General features: G+C 73.8%; 18 protein-coding genes and 1 pseudogene. 12 read left to right on the top strand and 7 right to left on the bottom strand.

From position 1 onward, the window contains the following. Positions 1 to 3: 3 nt before the first annotated feature. The gene (locus ABIH81_RS06040) at positions 4 to 810 is read right to left on the bottom strand and encodes an HAD-IB family hydrolase (protein ID WP_349879406.1); all 807 of its coding nucleotides are present in this window, start codon (positions 808 to 810) and stop codon (positions 4 to 6) included. A gap of 390 nt (positions 811 to 1,200) precedes the next feature. Then, positions 1,201 to 1,446, bottom strand: coding sequence for a hypothetical protein (locus tag ABIH81_RS06035; RefSeq protein ID WP_349879405.1), 246 nt, complete (start codon positions 1,444 to 1,446; stop codon positions 1,201 to 1,203). A 557-nt stretch (positions 1,447 to 2,003) separates the two neighbouring features. On the opposite strand from ABIH81_RS06035, the gene ABIH81_RS06030 reads away from it, so the two are divergent. Together ABIH81_RS06030 and ABIH81_RS06025 are read left to right on the top strand one after the other, a co-directional pair. After that, positions 2,004 to 2,525: a SigE family RNA polymerase sigma factor gene (locus tag ABIH81_RS06030; RefSeq protein WP_349879404.1), complete on the top strand. Its 522-nt coding sequence runs from the start codon at positions 2,004 to 2,006 to the stop codon at positions 2,523 to 2,525. Next, positions 2,522 to 3,775: a hypothetical protein gene (locus tag ABIH81_RS06025; RefSeq protein ID WP_349879403.1), complete on the top strand. Its 1,254-nt coding sequence runs from the start codon at positions 2,522 to 2,524 to the stop codon at positions 3,773 to 3,775. Before ABIH81_RS06030 ends, ABIH81_RS06025 begins: the two co-directional genes overlap by 4 nt. Before the next feature lie 217 nt (positions 3,776 to 3,992). On the opposite strand, the pseudogene ABIH81_RS06020 reads toward ABIH81_RS06025, so the two are convergent. Then, a pseudogene (locus ABIH81_RS06020) lies at positions 3,993 to 4,394 on the bottom strand (transposase family protein); the annotation flags it as partial. A gap of 249 nt (positions 4,395 to 4,643) precedes the next feature. Between ABIH81_RS06020 and ABIH81_RS06015 the strand changes: the two are divergent. Then, positions 4,644 to 4,901, top strand: a complete 258-nt coding sequence (locus ABIH81_RS06015) for a hypothetical protein (RefSeq protein ID WP_349879402.1) — start codon at positions 4,644 to 4,646, stop codon at positions 4,899 to 4,901. A 232-nt stretch (positions 4,902 to 5,133) separates the two neighbouring features. Here ABIH81_RS06015 and ABIH81_RS06010 read toward each other — a convergent pair whose 3' ends face one another. Next, the gene (locus ABIH81_RS06010; RefSeq protein WP_349879401.1) at positions 5,134 to 6,102 is read right to left on the bottom strand and encodes a phosphotransferase; all 969 of its coding nucleotides are present in this window, start codon (positions 6,100 to 6,102) and stop codon (positions 5,134 to 5,136) included. 391 nt (positions 6,103 to 6,493) lie between these two features. Between ABIH81_RS06010 and ssd the strand changes: the two genes are divergently transcribed. From ssd to ABIH81_RS05975, 7 genes are all read left to right on the top strand, one after another. Beyond that, a complete protein-coding gene (gene ssd, locus ABIH81_RS06005; RefSeq protein WP_349879400.1) occupies positions 6,494 to 7,597 on the top strand; it encodes a septum site-determining protein Ssd in 1,104 nt (367 codons plus the stop codon). After that, positions 7,594 to 8,805, top strand: a complete 1,212-nt coding sequence (locus tag ABIH81_RS06000; protein ID WP_349879399.1) for a TadA family conjugal transfer-associated ATPase — start codon at positions 7,594 to 7,596, stop codon at positions 8,803 to 8,805. Before ssd ends, ABIH81_RS06000 begins: the two co-directional genes overlap by 4 nt. Then, positions 8,802 to 9,800 (top strand): hypothetical protein, encoded by a 999-nt coding sequence (locus ABIH81_RS05995; protein WP_349879398.1) that lies wholly within the window; start codon positions 8,802 to 8,804, stop codon positions 9,798 to 9,800. Before ABIH81_RS06000 ends, ABIH81_RS05995 begins: the two co-directional genes overlap by 4 nt. Continuing rightward, positions 9,800 to 10,528 (top strand): type II secretion system F family protein, encoded by a 729-nt coding sequence (locus ABIH81_RS05990; protein ID WP_349879397.1) that lies wholly within the window; start codon positions 9,800 to 9,802, stop codon positions 10,526 to 10,528. The genes ABIH81_RS05995 and ABIH81_RS05990 overlap by 1 nt, the downstream gene beginning before the upstream one ends. Positions 10,529 to 10,551: 23 nt before the next feature. Next, complete coding sequence (locus ABIH81_RS05985; RefSeq protein ID WP_013283643.1) at positions 10,552 to 10,719, top strand: DUF4244 domain-containing protein; 168 nt, start codon at positions 10,552 to 10,554, stop codon at positions 10,717 to 10,719. Positions 10,720 to 10,781: 62 nt separating this feature from the next. Then, positions 10,782 to 11,210 carry a TadE family type IV pilus minor pilin gene (locus ABIH81_RS05980; RefSeq protein WP_349879396.1) on the top strand — a complete coding sequence of 143 codons (429 nt, stop codon included), beginning with the start codon at positions 10,782 to 10,784 and terminating at the stop codon, positions 11,208 to 11,210. Positions 11,211 to 11,218: 8 nt separating this feature from the next. Then, a complete protein-coding gene (locus ABIH81_RS05975; protein WP_349879395.1) occupies positions 11,219 to 11,611 on the top strand; it encodes an Rv3654c family TadE-like protein in 393 nt (130 codons plus the stop codon). A 166-nt stretch (positions 11,612 to 11,777) separates the two neighbouring features. On the opposite strand, the gene ABIH81_RS05970 is transcribed toward ABIH81_RS05975, so the two are convergent. The 3 genes from ABIH81_RS05970 to ABIH81_RS05960 all read right to left on the bottom strand — a co-directional run bounded on the left by ABIH81_RS05970 (position 11,778) and on the right by ABIH81_RS05960 (position 15,290). Beyond that, complete coding sequence (locus tag ABIH81_RS05970; RefSeq protein WP_349879394.1) at positions 11,778 to 12,356, bottom strand: hypothetical protein; 579 nt, start codon at positions 12,354 to 12,356, stop codon at positions 11,778 to 11,780. 115 nt (positions 12,357 to 12,471) lie between these two features. After that, positions 12,472 to 12,678, bottom strand: coding sequence for a hypothetical protein (locus ABIH81_RS05965; RefSeq protein WP_013283647.1), 207 nt, complete (start codon positions 12,676 to 12,678; stop codon positions 12,472 to 12,474). Between the two features lie 143 nt (positions 12,679 to 12,821). Then, the gene (locus ABIH81_RS05960) at positions 12,822 to 15,290 is read right to left on the bottom strand and encodes a DEAD/DEAH box helicase (protein ID WP_349879393.1); all 2,469 of its coding nucleotides are present in this window, start codon (positions 15,288 to 15,290) and stop codon (positions 12,822 to 12,824) included. 133 nt (positions 15,291 to 15,423) lie between these two features. Between ABIH81_RS05960 and ABIH81_RS05955 the strand changes: the two genes are divergently transcribed. Together ABIH81_RS05955 and ABIH81_RS05950 are read left to right on the top strand one after the other, a co-directional pair. Then, complete coding sequence (locus ABIH81_RS05955) at positions 15,424 to 15,774, top strand: STAS domain-containing protein (protein WP_013283649.1); 351 nt, start codon at positions 15,424 to 15,426, stop codon at positions 15,772 to 15,774. Continuing rightward, positions 15,774 to 16,211, top strand: a complete 438-nt coding sequence (locus tag ABIH81_RS05950) for an ATP-binding protein (RefSeq protein ID WP_128138513.1) — start codon at positions 15,774 to 15,776, stop codon at positions 16,209 to 16,211. The genes ABIH81_RS05955 and ABIH81_RS05950 overlap by 1 nt, the downstream gene beginning before the upstream one ends. Positions 16,212 to 16,364 lie beyond the last annotated feature (153 nt).

The raw sequence follows: 16,364 nt of genomic DNA, 5'->3' as shown, positions 1-16,364 counted from the left end.
GCGTCAGGCGGTGGGTGCGACGGTGCGGGTGCGGCGGTGCCGGCCGTACCAGGCGATGCCGATGGCCACGCCGACGCCCACGCCGAGCGCCGCCGCCGCGACCGGCACCGCCGGCCGCTCGCGCAGCCGGCGGCCCAGCGGGATCGGGTGCCGGAACTCCAGCACCGGCCAGGCGTTCTCCACCGCCAGCTTCCGCAGCGCCCGGTCCGGGTTGACCACCGTCGGATGCCCCACGCACTCCAGCAGCGGCCGATCGGAGTACGAGTCGGAGTAGGCGTACGAGTCGGCCAGGTCGTAGTCCCGCTCGAGAGCCAGTTCGCTGACCGCCTCGACCTTGCTCGGACCGGCCGCGTAGAACTCGACCTCGCCGCTGTAACGGCCGTCCACCACACCCATCCGGGTGGCGATCACGTCGGTGATCCCGAGCAGCTCACCGATCGGCCGGACCATCTCGTCGCCGGACGCGGAGACCAGTACGACGTCCCGCCCGGCGGCCCGGTGCTCCTCGATCAGAGCGGCCGCCTCGGCGTACACATAGGGGTTGATCAGCTCGTGCAGCGTCTCCGCGACGATCTGGCGGACCTGTTCCACCGGCCAGCCCTTGCAGAGCGTGGCCAGGTAGTCCCGGGTGCGGGCCATGGTCTGCTCGTCGGTGCCGCCCAGCCGGAACATCAACTGCGCGTACGCCGACTTGACCACGTCACGCCGAGTGATCAGCCCGTCCCGGTAGAACGGCCGACCGAACGCCAGGGCGCTCGACTTGGCGATGACGGTCTTGTCGAGATCGAAGAAAGCGGCGCTGCGGCCCACGGCGCGAAAGTCTAGCCCGACGGGAGGCGCCGAGGCGTCCGCCGGGGTCGCGAAAGCCGATGAGCACCCGGCGGAGTGACGGCGGTCACAGGCAGCTATCGATGAATTTAGCTTTGCGTGGAGTGAACAACACTCGACGTATAAGGGTCGACTGCGGCATGCTTGTCCTCGCGACGGGAGTTCGCATACCCGGCGCCGATGGGCCTCGGCGGTTGCACCCCCCGTAACCGCTGAGTCGGTTCGGCTCGACCCCCCCGGAGCCGAACCACAAGACGACCCCCGTCTCCCCCCGACGGGGGTCGTCCCTTTGTGGCTTCCCCTTCCGGTGCAGGTGAAGGTGCGTTCTGCGGGTCGGCCGGGCGCGGCGTCGGGCGGAAAGTCAGCGAATCGTCAGCGAACGTCAGCCGGACCCGGTCGGCGCTCGTCGGGGGTCACCGGCTGGTACTGGACGGCTTCGCGTTCGAACTCCAGATGTGCCCGCGCCCGCACCAGGGCGAGCGCGTCCCCGTCCGGCTTGTCGGGGCGGACGGCGGGTTCGTCGGCGAGGTGCCAGCCCTCGCGGATCTGCTGGATGCGCAGCCGCCGGCCCTTCTCCGCGCACGGCTTGCACTTGACGGCGTGTGCTGGCTGGCGCACGTCATGACGAGCTGCGGCAGCAGTGGCGGGACTACCGGGCTGAGATGACCGGCGCCGGCCGGGAGCCTTCGAAGCTGGAGAGTGTGGGGCCGAGCGCGATCGAGCACCAGCCCGACGACCGGGCCACGGTGATCGAGCAGGTACGCGCGGTCTGGTGGGACGAGGCCAGATCCTTGCCGGCACCGCGCACCCTTGGCGGTGGGAGCTGGCAAGGACCGTGGCGGGTGGCGGGTCTGGTCCGTCGACCTGCCGGCATGGTGCGGGGTGCACGGCCGCGCGGACCTTTGTCCGTGATGAACGGAAGGCCGTTGACCGAGTGCCGGGTGGGCGGCATGTGATCCGACAACTGATGCGCGACACACCTTCGGTCCCACTGGGCGACGCACTCCTTTAGATGGTCCGGCAGCACCGCCCGTCAGGCCCGGCCCGCCGGGATCTGGTCGGTCCAGGCTCTCAGAGATCTCCATCCGGCCATCCTCTGGCCCTGTTCCATGATCGCGTACAACCGTTTCCGGCCCGACGCCGTCTGGAACGGTGAACCCAGGGGAGGTGGCCGGATGCCAGACGCATCGGACCAGGAATACGTCGAGTACGTCACCGCACGCCTGCCGGCGCTGCGGCGGCTCGCGTACGGACTCTGCGGCGACCGCGACCTGGCCGACGACCTGGTGCAGGAGACCGCCACCCGGCTCTACCTGCGTTGGTCGCGCGTCGGCGAGGTCGAGAAGCTCGACGCGTACGTCCGCACCATGCTGGTCCGGCACTTCCTGGACATTCGGCGGCGTGGCTGGTGGCGGGTGCACCTGTTCGGCGGGCCGCCCGACGTGCGGTCGACCGAGGACGGCGGCGTCGAGGAGCAGACCGTGCTGCGCGGCGCCCTGGCCAGGGTGCCGCCCCGCCAGCGGGCGGTGCTGGTGCTGCGTTTCCTGCACGACCTGCCGGTGGAGGAGGTGGCCCGGACGCTGGGCTGCTCGCCCGGCACGGTGAAGAGCCAGACCTCGCACGGCCTGGCGGCGATGCGACGGCTGCTCGGGAACCGCGAGATGGCCGGCTGGACCGGAAAGGAGCGGCGAGCATGAAGATCGACGACGAACGGATCGCCGACCGGCTGCGGTGGCTGGACGACGAGCCGGCCGGACCGCCCCGGATCGACCTGCCGGGGGCGATCCGGGAGGCCCGCCGGCGGCGACGCAACCGCCGGGTGGCGGCCGCCGGCGCGGCGGCGCTGGGTGTCCTGGCGATGGCCGCGCTACCGGCCGCGCTGGGTGGGGACGGGCGAGCGGCCCCCGCGCCGGCCGCGAGCCCCCGCCCGTCGATGTCGTCCCCCGAACCGCAGCCGACCGGCCCGTGGCAGGGAGTGTGCGGGGCCGAGCTGCTGCCCGTGCCGGGCGATCCACAGGCCGCGGTCACCGGCGGTGACCCGGACGGCCGGTGGCTGCTGGGCCGTCGGGCCCCGCAGGGGCAGGGCCGGACGGATTTCGGCCTCCTGATCTGGGAGGGGGACCGAGTCCGGGAGGTCGAGCTGCCGGGCTCGATGCAGAGGTTGACGGATGTGAATCGGGCAGGCATGGCGGTGGGCTCGTCGTCGGGGACCGGCACGGAGTCGCGGGCGTGGGCGGTGCGTAACGGCGAGGTCATCGGCCTGCCTGGGGAGACGTCCGGGGGCGCCACGGCGGTCAACGACGCCGGCCGGATCGTCGGCTACCGCAATCTGGTTCCCGGGAAACCCTGGATCCAACGGCCGGTGGTCTGGGACTCGTACCGGAGCCAGCCGGTCGACCTGCCACTGCCCGGCCCGGGGTGGGAGGGCACGGCCGTCGACATCGACGAGGACGGCACCATCCTGGCCGCGATGTCCGACGGGCACCCGGACAAGCCCGCCCGCGCGGTGGTGTGGCGTCCGGGCGCCGCCCGGCCGGAGGTGCTGCCGTTGCCGCGGGTGCCCGGCGGGACGGCCGACCGGTTCCTGCCCATGTCGTTGGCCGGTGGCTGGGTGACCGGCACCGCCGAACGCGACCCCAAGGTGGTTCCCCGGGACGGCATTCCCAGTCACCCGGTGCGGATCGACCTGCGGACCGGGCAGGCGGAGGTCCTGAAGGGCGTCCTCTGGGCCGGGACCGGCAACGGTCGGGGCTGGCTGGCCGGGTGGGTCTCCGACGGCGTCCCCGGCGTGATCACCGACACGAGGTCGATAAAGCTACCCGTGCCGGACGGCTGGCGCGGCGAGCGGCAGGGCAGCGTGACGAGTTTCAGCGACGACGGCCGGGTGCTCGGCGGAAAGCTCGAGTCTGACGACCAGGTCCGGCCGGTGCGCTGGACCTGCCGGTGATCGGTCCGGGGGCGGGGCGGTCCGGCACCGCCCCCGGCGCCCTTCAGCGCAGCCGCCGGATGTCGCCGTACGCCCGGTAGAAGCCGTCCCAGCCGGACTGACCTCCGTGGCCAGGTAGCGGCTGCTGTGGAGACGCCCTGATCATGACTGACTGTGCGAGCACCCGTCCGCAGCGGCTTGATCGAACGTCCGGATAGCCGCGATCAGTGAGCCATCTTCATCTTGGGTAGCGGTCGGCTTCGAGGTGGTGCAGGACGAGGATGGCCTGCACGATGGCGGTCGCTCGGTGTGGGCAGCAGCGCAGCTTGGTCAGGATTTTCCAGGTCTTGAGGGTGGCGATCGCGCGTTCGCCGCGGGCGCGGATCTTCGCGTGGGCCCGGTTGACGGCCTTTTGCCGGCGTGACAGCTTCGGCCGGAAGCGGCGCCGCTTGAACGGGGTGCGCACGCTGCCGCTGGCGCCTTGGTAGCCCTTGTCCGTGAAGGTCATCACGTCGGCGCTGGTCAGGGCGTCGATGATGGCGTGGGTGCGGGCGGCGGTCAGGTCGTGCGTCGAGCCGGGCAGCGCGGCCGAGGCCCAGACGAGACGCCCGGCCGCGTCGGCGATGACCTGCACGTTCACTGGGGCTCTGATCTTGGTCGATTGCTGTCTTACCGGGAGCCTCGTCCTACATGGACACCGGCCTCCCGCACCGCCCGTGACCTGCACCGTCACGATGAAAATGGCTCATTGTTGGCCAGCGACGATCATCGAGGGCGAAGTTTGCCGAGGTGGCGCAGACGGTGTGCAACCGTCTTCCTGAGTGTGCGGGTGGCAGCCTGTCGCTAGGCTCTCTCTCTCGATTGTCGAGCAGTGGGAAGGGGTGCTGGCATGGGCAACTCGGCTTGGGGTAACGGTTACCACCAGGGCTTCGATGACGGCTTTGCCAAGGGCGCCAAAGGCACCGCGGCCGGCTGGATCGTTGCTGGAGCGACGGCCGTTGTGAGCCTCGCCGCGTTTGGTTACCGCGAGCTGAAGGCGAGGAGCCTCGTCGAGCGCGAGCAGGTTCCCGCCGAAGATTCGAACCCTGCCGCCACGGGGGGCGCGGGCGACGAGCACGATGCCGGCAAGGGCCCCACGAGCCTGTAGGTGGCCGATCCCGCTGATCAACGACGAAGCTCCGAGCGTGCAGCCGTAGTCGGCGCAGTCAGCGGATCGTCAGCGGACGCCGTATCGTGTGGCAGTGCTCGATCATGCTCGACGGCAAGACCGTTACGGCTGACCACGCGGTACGGCACTCGATCACGCTCGCTGCTACGTCAGGTCACTCTCCCCCCGACGGGGGTCGTCCCTTTGCGCCGTCAGCGTTCCGCGTCCAGCCTCAGGGCGCGTAGCCGGGGTCGGCGACGGCCTCGGCGATGCGGGTGAGCCAGTGCAGGTCGTTGGCCCGAGCCTCCGCACTGGCCTCGGGACTGAGGATGCTGCCCAAAAACAGGGCGACGTCGTCGAGATGCCGTTCGCTGCGGTAGTAACTCAGCAGGACGGGGTCCGGCTCCAGCGGCCCGTAGCCCTCGCGAAAGAGTTCAGCCCGGCGCCCGTTGATCGGGTGGTCTCCGAAGTCCTGGCTGTAGACGAACATCAGGTCCCGCTCGCGCGGCGCGAGGATCGGCGCGTCCCAGTCCACGACGTGCAGCGGGCCGTCGCCGTCGGCGATCAGGTTGCCCGGATGGATGTCGGCGTGGCAGATGACGTGCCGCCCCCGCGGCACGCGCGACGCCAGGTCGTCGACCGTCTCCGCCAGCCGGTGCAGCGCGTCGCCGTACCGGTCCCAGAAGGCGCCCAGGACCTCGCTCGTCGCGGCCCGCCCGCCGAGGGTCCGCAACCGCTCGCCCGCACTCGACCGGTACGTTTCGGCCGGCAGGACGGCGGCGACGTCCGCGCCCGGCGTGACCCGGTGCAGCCGGCCCAGGAAATCGCCGTACTCGATCCACTGTCGGTCGGTGAGGCCACGCCCCCACAGGCTGTCGCCGTCGTGGAACGGGTAGAGCAGTAGTCGATAGTCCCCGAACCGACGTGCAACCCCGCCATCGAGGCGAAGGGCCAGCGGCGCGACCACCTGCCGAAGGCCCTGCGCCCGGAGGAAGCCGGGCAGCACGACGGCGGCCGGGGTGAAGTCGCCGCGTCGCACCTTCAGGAAGCAGCGCCCGCCGTCGGACGTCTCGACCCGGTACGCCCACGCGTTCCCGTCGAGCCCGACCGGCATGAACACCAGGTCGGTGACGTCCACGGACCAAGCGGCGGCGACCTCGGCCGCCAGTATCCGCTCGTCGATGTCCGGCTTGTCGATCACCCGACGGAGCGTCGCAGCCGCCGGTCGGGCACGGCAAGGGAGTTACCGGATCAGCGGATTACCGCGCGCAGCGTCTGCCGGGCCGGCTCGAAGCGCACCAGCCCGCGGCCCCGGCGTGGCGAAGACGCTGACGAGGCTCGCCAGCACCACGAACACGAGGCCGACGGCGATGGCGGCGAGCAGCGTCGGTTGACGGATCGCGAGGGGTGCGGTGAATCGGTCATGGCGGCCGATTGCCCACCCGTTGCCTCCGTCTCCGGCACATAGCAGATCAACCGGGTCGCCGAGGTCTGTCCACAAGGCCCTCCGTTGTCCACAGGGCACCGGTCTCGCATCCCCCGGCCGGGCAGGCTCACCCCGGCACGTCCGAGTCCGACCGATGGAGGCCGCCATGCCGCCCCGTACCCCGCTCCCGCCGTACCGTCGCCTGCCCCTGCTCGTCACCTCCGACGGCGACCTCCTCGACGAGCTGTTGCGACTCGCGGCGGCCGGCGGCACCGAGGTCGAGCTGGCGGCCGATCCGGCCGCCGCCCGGGCCCGGTGGGCGCCCGCGCCGCTGGTGCTCATCGGCGCCGACCAGGCGGCGGCCTGCCTGCGGGCACGCCTTCCCCGCCGCGCCCGCACGGTCCTCGTCGGTCGCTCCGGAGAGCTCGATCCGGGTACGGAGCTGGCCGAACTCATCGGCGCGGAGCACGTCGCGACGCTGCCGGCGGCCGAGCCCTGGCTGGTCGACCGGTTCGCCGAGTGCGTGGCCGGTCCGGCCGGCCCAGGTCAGGGCCGGGTGGTGGCGGTCCTCGGCGGCCGGGGCGGTGCCGGAGCCAGCGTGCTGGCCGGTGGGCTCGCCGTCAGCGCGGCCCGGTCCCGGCTCCGGACGCTGCTCGTCGACGCCGACCCGCTCGGCGGCGGCCTCGACCTGGTGCTCGGGTGGGAGCAGCTCGACGGGTTGCGCTGGCCCGAACTGGCCGGGACGGACGGGCGGGTCGACCCGCCGTCGCTGATCCGTGCGCTGCCCAGCCGAGGCGACCTGGTGGTGCTCTCCTGGGACCGGGGCGACCTGCGGCACCTGCCGGCGGAGGCGATGGCCGCCACGGTCGACGCCGGGCGGCGGGGGCGGGATCTGGTCGTGCTCGACCTGCCCCGGCACCTCGACGACGCGGCGGTGGTCGCGCTCCAGGCCGCCGACCGCGCGCTGCTCGTCGTACCGGCCGAGCTGCGGGCGGCAGCCGCGGCGGCCCGGGTCGCCGCTGTCGCCGCGCCGCACTGCGTCGACCTGTCGGTCATCGTGCGCGGTCCGGCACCCGGAAGGCTGCGCGCGGCCGAGGTGTCCCGGGCGCTGGGGCTGCCGCTCGCCGGCACGCTGCGACCCGAGCCGGGGCTGTGCCGCGGACTGGAGCGGGGCGAGGCGCCGGGCGCGAGCGGGAAGGGGCCGCTCGCCGCACTGTGCCAGCGAATCGTGGACGAGATGGTCGGGTCGTCGGCGGCGGGTGCGGCGTGACCGCGCCGGCCGATCCGGGGGAGCTGGCCGCCCGGGTCCGGCACCGGTTCGCCGCCGAGGCCACCCCGGTCACGCCCGCGGCGATCGTCTCCGCGGTACGCGCCGAACCGGCGACGGCGGTGCTCGGCGACACCACGCTGCTGCGGATCGCCGACCGGGTGCACGACGACCTGGTCGGCGCCGGTCCGCTGGCACCGCTGCTCGCCGACCCACAGGTCACCGACGTCCTGGTGAACGGGGTACGGGTCTGGGTCGACCGGGGGCAGGGACTGCGTCAGGTCGCCGTGCCGCTGGGCACGCTCGACGACGTACGCCGGTTGGCGCAGCGCCTCACCGCGGCCGCCGGTCGCCGGCTCGACGACGCCTCCCCGTACGCCGACGCGCGGTTGCCCGACGGCACCCGGCTGCACGCGGTGCTGCCTCCGGTGGCGACCGACGGGCCCTACCTGTCGCTGCGTACCTTCCGGCAGCGGCCCTTCACCCTCGACGAACTCGTCGAGCGGGGCACAGTGCCCCGGCCGATCGCCCCGCTGCTCGCCGCCCTCGTGACGGCCCGCCTCGCGTACCTGGTCAGCGGCGGTACCGGCTCCGGCAAGACCACACTGCTCAACACGCTGCTCGGGCTGGTCCCCGGCACCGAGCGGATCGTTCTGGTGGAGGACGCCGCCGAACTGCGCCCGGTGCACCCGCACGTGATCGGCTTGCAGGCACGGACGGCGAACGTCGAGGGCGCCGGTGCCGTCGGGCTCGGCGACCTGGTCCGGCAGGCGCTGCGGATGCGGCCGGACCGGCTGGTCGTGGGCGAGTGCCGGGGCGCCGAGGTGGTCGACCTGCTCGCCGCGTTGAACACCGGCCACGACGGCGGGGCGGGAACGCTGCACGCGAACGCCCCGGCCGACGTTCCGGCCCGGCTGGAGGCGCTGGGGATGCTCGGCGGCCTGCCCCGGCTCGCGTTGCACGCCCAGGTAGCCGCCGCGTTGCAGGTCGTCCTCCAGCTTCGCCGTACGGGCGAGGGACGCGTACTGGACTCCATCGGCCTGCTGCTGCCCGACGGGCCCGACCGGGTGGTGACGGTGGTTCCGGCCTGGGCGCGCGGCCGAGGTCTTGCCCCGGCGGCCCAGCTGCTCGCCGGCCTGCTGCGGGAGCGGGGAGCGCCGGTGCCGCCGATCCTCCAGGCGGCGTGGCCCACCTCGGCGGAACCGTCGTGACCGGCCACCTCTGGCCGGCGGTCCTGCTCCTGGCCGCCGCGGCGGTCGCCGTCGCCTGGCCGGTACGTGCCGGTCGCGCCCGGCGACTGGCGGTCCTGGGTGGTGCGGGCGCCCCGGTCGAGCGGGTGAAGGGTGCCCGTCCGGAATCCCCGGACCCGCCACGACGTCCGCTCGACTCCGGGCCGAAGGCGTCCGCCCGGCCGCCCGGCCGAGGCCGGGAACGGCGTCGACCGGGTGCCGGGCATCAGGTACGGCGATGGACCGGCCTCGGGCCGGTGACACCCTCTCCGGCGTCGGCTCCCGCGTTGGCACAGCGCATCCGGCAGTTGGCCGGCCTCGGTCCGGCGGCAACGGCTCCGGATCCCGTCTCGCCTCGATCGGCCGATCGCTCGACTGCCGCGCCGATGCTCCCCGCCGGGCGTGTGCTGCCGGTGGCGGCGCTGTGTGGCGCCGTGACGGGGGCGCTGCTCGGCGGCCCGGTGGCTGCTTTGGTGCTTGCCACCTACGGTGTGCTCGCGGCCCGGGCGGTGCTGCGCCGGCGTACCCACCGGGTGGCCACCCTCGCGCACCGCCGCGATCTCGACCGCCTCGCCGCCGTGGCCGCCGACCTGAGGGCCGGGCTGCCCGCCGACAACTGTGTCGACGACGGTCCAGGACGCGTCGCGCGCCTGGCCCGGGCAGCCGGGAGGCTGGCCGACCAGACGGGTGCGCCGCTGGCCGATCTGCTGGAGCGGATCGAAGCCGACGCCCGCGCCGCCGACCGGGGCCTCGCTGCTGCCGCCGCCCAGGCCGCCGGCGCGCGGGCGACCGCCTGGCTGCTCGCCGCGCTGCCGCTCGGCGGGATCGGTCTCGGCTACGGCATCGGGGTGGATCCGGTGGCGGTGCTCCTGCACACGCCGGTGGGTGCCGGCAGCGCGGTGGCGGCTGTCGTGTTGCAGGTCGGCGGGTTGCTCTGGGCCGAACGGCTCGGTGTCACGCCCGGGCGGGCCGCCTGATGTCACGGCAGGTGCTGGCCGCCGTCTGTCTCGGCGGCGCCGCGTCGCTCCTGGTCGTCGCCGGTCCGGCCGCCCGCCCGGCACGGCGGCTGCGCCGTCTCGTCCCGGCGCCGCGACCGGACCGCCCGGCGTGGTTCCCGGACCGGGTACGCCTCGGCGCAACGCTGGCCGGGATCGCGGCGGCGGTGGTCGTCGGCGGGGTGACGGGCGTGTTCCTCGGGCTGCTGGCCGGTGTCGCCGCCGACCGTCTGCTGCGCCGGATCGAGCCGCGCGCAGCCCGGGAACGGCGGCTGCGGGAGACCGCCGACCTGCCGCTGGCCGCGGATCTGCTGGCCGCCGCGCTGCGGGCGGGCGCGCCGGTCGACCGCTCGGTGCTCGCCGTCGCCGAGGCGCTCGGCGGGCCACTCGCGGACCGGCTCGGCCGGGTCGGCCGGACGCTACGGCTCGGGGGCAGCCCCGGTGAAGCGTGGGCGCACCTGGGCGGCGTCACCGGGGCCGAACCCGCGGTCGCGGCGGCGGTCCGCTCGTCGAACAGCGGTGCCGCACTGGCTCGCGCGCTGACCCGGCTCGCCGACGACCTGCGTGCCGAGCGGTCGACCGCGGCCGAGGCGGCGGCCCGCCGCGCGGGCGTGCTCATCGTGCTGCCGCTCGGGCTCTGCTTCCTGCCCGCCTTCATTCTCGCCGGTCTGGTGCCGGTGATCGTCGCCGTCCTCGGCGACGTGCTGTGAACCATCGAGAAGGGACGTACGACATGCGCAAGCTCCTCACCCGCCTGCGGGGTGACGCCGGCATGAACACCGCCGAGTACGCCGTGGGCACGCTCGCCGCGGTCGCCTTCGCCGGGATCCTGCTGAAGGTGCTCACCTCCGGCAACGTGCAGTCCGCGCTGACCGCCGTCATCGACCGGGCCCTGAAGTGATCGCGCGCCGGCGGGCCGGCCGTCGCGGTCGGTGGCTCCACGAACCAGCGGTCCCGCTCGATGTGTCGACCGAGCCCGGCCTGACCCGGGCCGCCGTCGGCACCCGGGCCGGGGCGGGGTGGCGCCGGTGGCGCTCGCGGGTCGCGTGCGAGCGGGGTTCCTTCACCGCCGAGTTGGCGGCCGGCCTGCCGGCGCTCATGCTGCTCCTCGTCGCCGGGCTGACCGCGGTGAACGCGGTGGGCACCCGGGTCGCGTGTGTCGACGCGGCCCGGGAGGCGGCTCTCGCCGCGGCCCGGGGCGAGCCCGGCACCGTCGCCGGAACCCGGTACGCCCCGGACGGCGCCGAGGTAGCCGTGACGGTGACCGGTGATCGGGTCACGGCGACGGTGCGGGCGCCGGTACGGACGTTCGGTGCGCGGCTGCCTCGCCTGGTCGTGTCGGGGGAGGCGGTGGCCGCCGTGGAGCCCGGTGCGCCGGGCCCGGTGCCGTGAGAGCCGGCGTGCCCGTGGAGAGCGGGGAGAGCAGGAAGCCAGCCGGCGGTACGCCTCAGGCCGACCGGGGCGGCGCGACCGTCTGCCTGCTCGCGATCGGGCTGGTGTTCGTACTGGTCGGGGTGTTCGGCGCCGCGCTCGGGGCGGCTCGGTGCGCGCGGCATCAGGCCCGCAACGCGGCGGACTTCGGGGCGCTGGCCGGTGCCGGACAGGTGCTCGACGGCGCCGCCGGCGCCTGCGCTCGCGCCGCCGACCTGGTCTCCGCCAACGGCGGCCGGATGACCGGCTGCCGGGTCGACGGACTGGACCTGATCGTCACGGCGCGGGTACGTGTCGCACCATTGCCGGGTCTGACCCGGGACGCCACCGCGACGTCCCGGGCGGGCCCGGCCCGGTCCTGACGGCGGAAGCCGAGCCAGAACCGGAAGCCGGGCCGGGATCGAAAGCCGGGCCGAGAACCGGAAGCCGAGCTAGGACCAGGAGCCGGGGCGGGATCGGAAGCCGAGCCGGGGCCAAGCCGGGACGAGACCGGCACCCGGCTCGGCCGATGCGCGTCGCCGAGCCAGATCAGCGGGACTGGAGGGCGTCCAGGCCGACCGCCATGGCGATCACCAGCCGACGGTCGATCTGCGGGTGCTGGATCTCCACGGAGTACCGGTCCCGCAGGCCCCACTTCCGGTCGACCGAGAACACCGGCTGGCCGCCGGCCATGAAGTCGAAGTGGTACGGCAGCCAGGAGAGCGAGTCGACGAACCGCCGCAGCAGCGCGACCGGAAGGCTGCGCTCCTGCCCGGTGGCGGGCGGCAGACCGGGCTGCTCGACGTGCCACGTCGAGCGCAGCAGCGACTGGGCGAAGTCCTTGCGGAACAGCCCGATGGGGTTGCCCGCGTGATCGGTCACGTCGTAGGTGGCACCGAGGTCGAGCCGCTGACGGGCCTTGAAGCCAAGAAGGGAGTACTGCTTGGAGTCATCGGTGTAGATGGTCACCTGCTCCTTGAAGGCGAGCCGCTTCTGCTGCGCGAACGCGAGCAGCCCACCCTCGGAGCCGTCGGGCGCCACCGAGTGCACCTCGTACTGGTTGACCATCATCCGCAGTCGCTGACGGATGATGAACCGGTGCTGGGCCTGCAGGTTGTCGGGCGACATGGGATCTCCTTCGAGGGGTCGCCGGAGTCTTGCACAGCAGGCCGGCCACCGCTCACCCGATCGCACCCACACACCGCGACGCCGGCGCACCGGGCGAGGCGCAAGGTCAGCGCGGTCAGCGGCCGCCGTCGACGGTGGCCTTCATCGCCCAGCTGTTCAGCACCTGGTGGATGCCGCGCAGACGCTCGTTGATCTGTTCGAGCCGTTCCGCCTGGGCGAGCGTGGCCATCGCGGTGCCCAGCGCTATCTGCTGGTCGGGCGTGAGGTTTTCCTGGTCGATGGTGTAGAGCAGCTCGACGGTCTCGGCGATCGTGTCGGCCACGGCGGCACCTCCGGCGGGACGGGTCTCGGGTCACCTGTGCGCTACCGGAAATGATGCATGGAAGCGCTCCCATACATCAATGCCCCGGCGGCCCTACCCTCATGCACCCGTCCCACCAACCAGACACCAGGGTGCCGAAAAGGTCAGGGGGCCGGGGTCGGGCGGGCCACCCGGTCGCCCTGCCGGGGCAGCGCCCCACCGGGCCCCGCTTCGGGTTCCAGATCCGCGTCCGGGGACGGGACGCCGCCCGCGTACCCGGCCATGGCGAGGTTGGCCAGCACCACGTCGAGGACCTTCACCGCCTCCGCCTTGGCCAGCGGGTTGTTGCCGTTGCCGCACTTCGGGGACTGGACGCAGGACGGGCACCCGGTCTCGCACCCGCACTCGGCGATCGCGTCCCGGGTGGCGCGCAGCCAGGCGGCGGCGGTGCCGTACGCCCGCTCGGCGAAACCCGCGCCGCCGGGATGCCCGTCGTAGACGAAGACGGTGGGCGCCTCGGTGTCCGGATGCAGCGCGGTGGACAGCCCGCCGATGTCCCACCTGTCGCAGGTCGCCATCAGCGGCAGCAGGCCGATGGCGGCGTGCTCGGCGGCGTGCAGCGCGCCCGGCACGTCCGCCGCCTCGACACCGGCGGCCGTGAGCGACTCGGGGGAGAGCGTGAACCACACCGCGACGGTGCGCAGCTCCCGGGCCGGCAGGTCCAGCGGGCGGGTGTCGATCACCTCGCCGGTGGCGATGCGCCGCCGCTGGTACGACACCACCTGGCTGGTCACGTCCACCTCGCCGAGGAAGAGCCCGACCGGTCCGGCGTCCACGTACGAGCGGACCGACACCACCGACAGCGAGGTGACGTCGCGGGCGTGGGTGGACCAGTCCGGCTCCTCGGCGTGCACGAGCGCGCACCCGTCGGCCAGGTCGAGTGAGTCGACCACGTACGAGACGCCCTGGTGCAGGTAGACCGCGCCGGTGTGCAGCAGGAAGTGCGCCGACCCGCCGTCGACGGTGCCGAGCAGCCGGCCGGTGGACTCCTCCACCACGCACACCGGGGCGCCGCCCTCGCCGCGCAGGTCGACCTCGGGGCGTTCCCGGTGCCGCCAGTACCAGCCGGTGGGCCGCTGCCGCAGCGCCCCCGCCTCGACCAGCGAGTCCACCGCCTCCTTCGCACCCTCCCCGAACAGGTCCAGGTCGGCCGGGGTGAGCGGAGACTCGTGGGCGGCGCAGGCGAGCTGCGGCGCGAGGACGTACGGGTTGGCCGGGTCGAGCACCGTGGCCTCGACCGGCCGCCCGAACAGCGCCTCCGGGTGGTGCACCAGGTAGGTGTCGAGCGGGTCGTCCCGAGCCACCAGCACGGCGAGCGCCTCGTCGCCGGAGCGCCCGGCCCGCCCGGCCTGCTGCCACAGCGACGCGCGGGTGCCGGGCCAGCCGCAGATCAGCACCGCGTCCAGCCCGACCAGGTCGACGCCGAGTTCGAGCGCGTTGGTGGAGGCGAGCCCGAGCAGGTCGCCGTGCAGCAGCGCCCGTTCCAGCTCGCGGCGTTCCTCGCGCAGGTAGCCGGCCCGGTAGGCGGCCACCCGGTCGCCCAGCCCGGGGACGGCCTCGTCCAGTGCCCGCCGGGCGTTCGCGGCCACCACCTCGGCACCGCGGCGGGACCGCACGAACGCGAGCGTGCGTACCCCCTCGGCCACGCTGTCGGCGAGCAGGTCCGCGGTCTCCCGCAGCGCGGAGCGGCGGATCTGGACGAGATCGTCGTCCGGGGACGGGCCGGTGGGCGGCAGCAGCGGCGGCTCCCAGAGCGCGAACGTCACGCCGCCGCGCGGCGAGGTGTCCTCGGTGACGGCGGTGACGGGCAGGCCGGTGAGCCGCCCGGCCGCCGTCGCCGGGTCACCCGACGTCGCCGAGGCCAGGAGAAACGTCGGGTTGCTGCGCGAGCCCGCGAGCGCCTGACCGGGGAGACGCCCGAAGCGGGCGCACTGCCGCCGCAACCGCCGCAGCACGTGCGCGACGTGTGAGCCGAAGACACCCCGGTAGGTGTGGCACTCGTCGACCACCACGTACGCGAGGCGGCGCAGGAACCCGGACCAGTGGGCGTGGCCGGGCAGGATGCCGTGGTGCAGCATGTCCGGGTTGGTCAGCACGAACCGGGAGTGCCGGCGGATCCACTCCCGCTCGGCGCGCGGCGTGTCCCCGTCGTAGGTGGCGGGGCGTACCCCGTCGAGTTCGAGACCGGCGACGGCGCGGAGCTGGTCGGCGGCGAGTGCCTTGGTCGGCGCCAGGTAGAGCACCGTGGCGCGCGGGTCGGCGAGCAGCGTGCTCAGCGCGGGAAGCTGGTACGCCAGGGACTTGCCGGACGCCGTGCCGGTGGCGACCACCACGTGCTGTCCCGCGTACGCCAGCTCGGCGGCCTCGGCCTGGTGCCGCCACGGGGCGGTGACGCCGCGCCGCGCGAACGCCGCCCGCAGTTCCGCCGGCGCCCAGCCGGGCCACCCGACCGGCTCGCCGGCGCGGGCCGGGACGCGTTCCACGTGGGTGACCGGGTCGGTGGCGTGACGCAGCCGCAGCCGGCGCAGCAGCTCGCCCGGCGCACGTCGCGGGCCGGGGCTGTGGTCGGTCACGTCCTGCACTCTCGCACTGGTGTTCGGAATTGGGAACCGCAGGGTGGGGGTATGGGGAGGGCGTGGCCGGTGACCGAGGGGGCCGCACGGGGAGATGGTTAGATGCCCAGGAGAGTTTACCGAGGAGGGGCCGATGGAGCTGTCGCTGGCGACCCGCGCCGTGGGGGAGCACACGGTGCTCGAGGTCGGTGGTGAGGTGGACGTCTACACCGCCCCCCGCCTGCGGGAACGGCTCCTGGAACTGATCGACGGCGGAGCCCGCCACGTGGTGGTCGACCTCGGCCGGGTGGACTTCCTCGACTCGACCGGGCTGGGTGTGCTCGTCGGCGCGCTCAAGCGGCTGCGCTCGGCCGGTGGTTCCTTCGCGCTGGTCTGCGACAAGGAGCCGCTGCTCAAGATCTTCCGGATCACTGCCCTCGACCAGGTCTTCCCGCTGCACCCGACGGTCGACGCGGCCATCGCCGCCGACTCCACCGGCGCGTGATGGCCACCGTCAAGCTGTCCTTCTCTCCGGCCCCGGTGCACGTGCGCACCGCCCGCCTGGTCGGCGTCGCGGTGGCCCGGCGGGCCGGCGTACGCGAGGACCTGCTGGACGAGGTGCGCCTGGCCATCGGCGAGGCGTGCACCCGGGCGGTGGCGCTGCACCGGCAGTACGGCCTGGCCGACCCGGTGTACGTGGAGATGTCCGACGGTGGCGGCTACACGGTCCGGGTGGTGGACCGGGCCCCGATCGAGGCGGGCCTCGGCCTGGCCGCGCTCGGCCCGGACGAGCTGGCCAAGGAGTCGCTCAGCGAGGACGCGCTGACCACCGGGGTGGGCTTCGCGCTGCTCGCCGGTTTCGTGGAGGATCTCCAGGTCCGCCCCGTCGACGAGGGCGTCGGCACCGAGGTACGGATGTCCTGGCCGGCCGGCCGCGCCTGACCCGATTCGCACACGCAGGCCGCGTTCCCCGAAGGGGGAGCGCGGCCTCGTCGTATTGGCCGCGCCATATATCAGATTTCTTCGCATAACACAGTTACGAAGATCATCGAGACACGGTGCCCCCTCGGTGTGACCTCCGCCACGCCGGAGGGC

Origin of the sequence: Micromonospora sp. HUAS YX12, assembly GCF_040215685.1 — a bacterium.
In the GTDB taxonomy this organism is placed as follows: Bacteria; Actinomycetota; Actinomycetes; order Mycobacteriales; family Micromonosporaceae; genus Micromonospora; species Micromonospora tulbaghiae.
Note: the sequence above shows the minus strand (reverse complement) of the source record. Positions and strands in the feature narration are given on the sequence as shown.

Excerpts from the sequence above, each read along its gene's own strand:
- ABIH81_RS06030 (WP_349879404.1), top strand. The coding sequence starts at position 2,004 with ATGCCAGACGCATCGGACCAGGAATACGTCGAGTACGTCACCGCACGC.
- ABIH81_RS05990 (WP_349879397.1), top strand. The coding sequence starts at position 9,800 with ATGTCACGGCAGGTGCTGGCCGCCGTCTGTCTCGGCGGCGCCGCGTCG.
- ABIH81_RS05950 (WP_128138513.1), top strand. The coding sequence starts at position 15,774 with ATGGCCACCGTCAAGCTGTCCTTCTCTCCGGCCCCGGTGCACGTGCGC.
- ABIH81_RS05985 (WP_013283643.1), top strand. The coding sequence starts at position 10,552 with ATGCGCAAGCTCCTCACCCGCCTGCGGGGTGACGCCGGCATGAACACC.
- ABIH81_RS06015 (WP_349879402.1), top strand. The coding sequence starts at position 4,644 with ATGGGCAACTCGGCTTGGGGTAACGGTTACCACCAGGGCTTCGATGAC.
- ABIH81_RS05955 (WP_013283649.1), top strand. The coding sequence starts at position 15,424 with ATGGAGCTGTCGCTGGCGACCCGCGCCGTGGGGGAGCACACGGTGCTC.
- ssd (WP_349879400.1), top strand. The coding sequence starts at position 6,494 with ATGCCGCCCCGTACCCCGCTCCCGCCGTACCGTCGCCTGCCCCTGCTC.
- ABIH81_RS05970 (WP_349879394.1), bottom strand. The coding sequence starts at position 12,356 with ATGTCGCCCGACAACCTGCAGGCCCAGCACCGGTTCATCATCCGTCAG.
- ABIH81_RS06025 (WP_349879403.1), top strand. The coding sequence starts at position 2,522 with ATGAAGATCGACGACGAACGGATCGCCGACCGGCTGCGGTGGCTGGAC.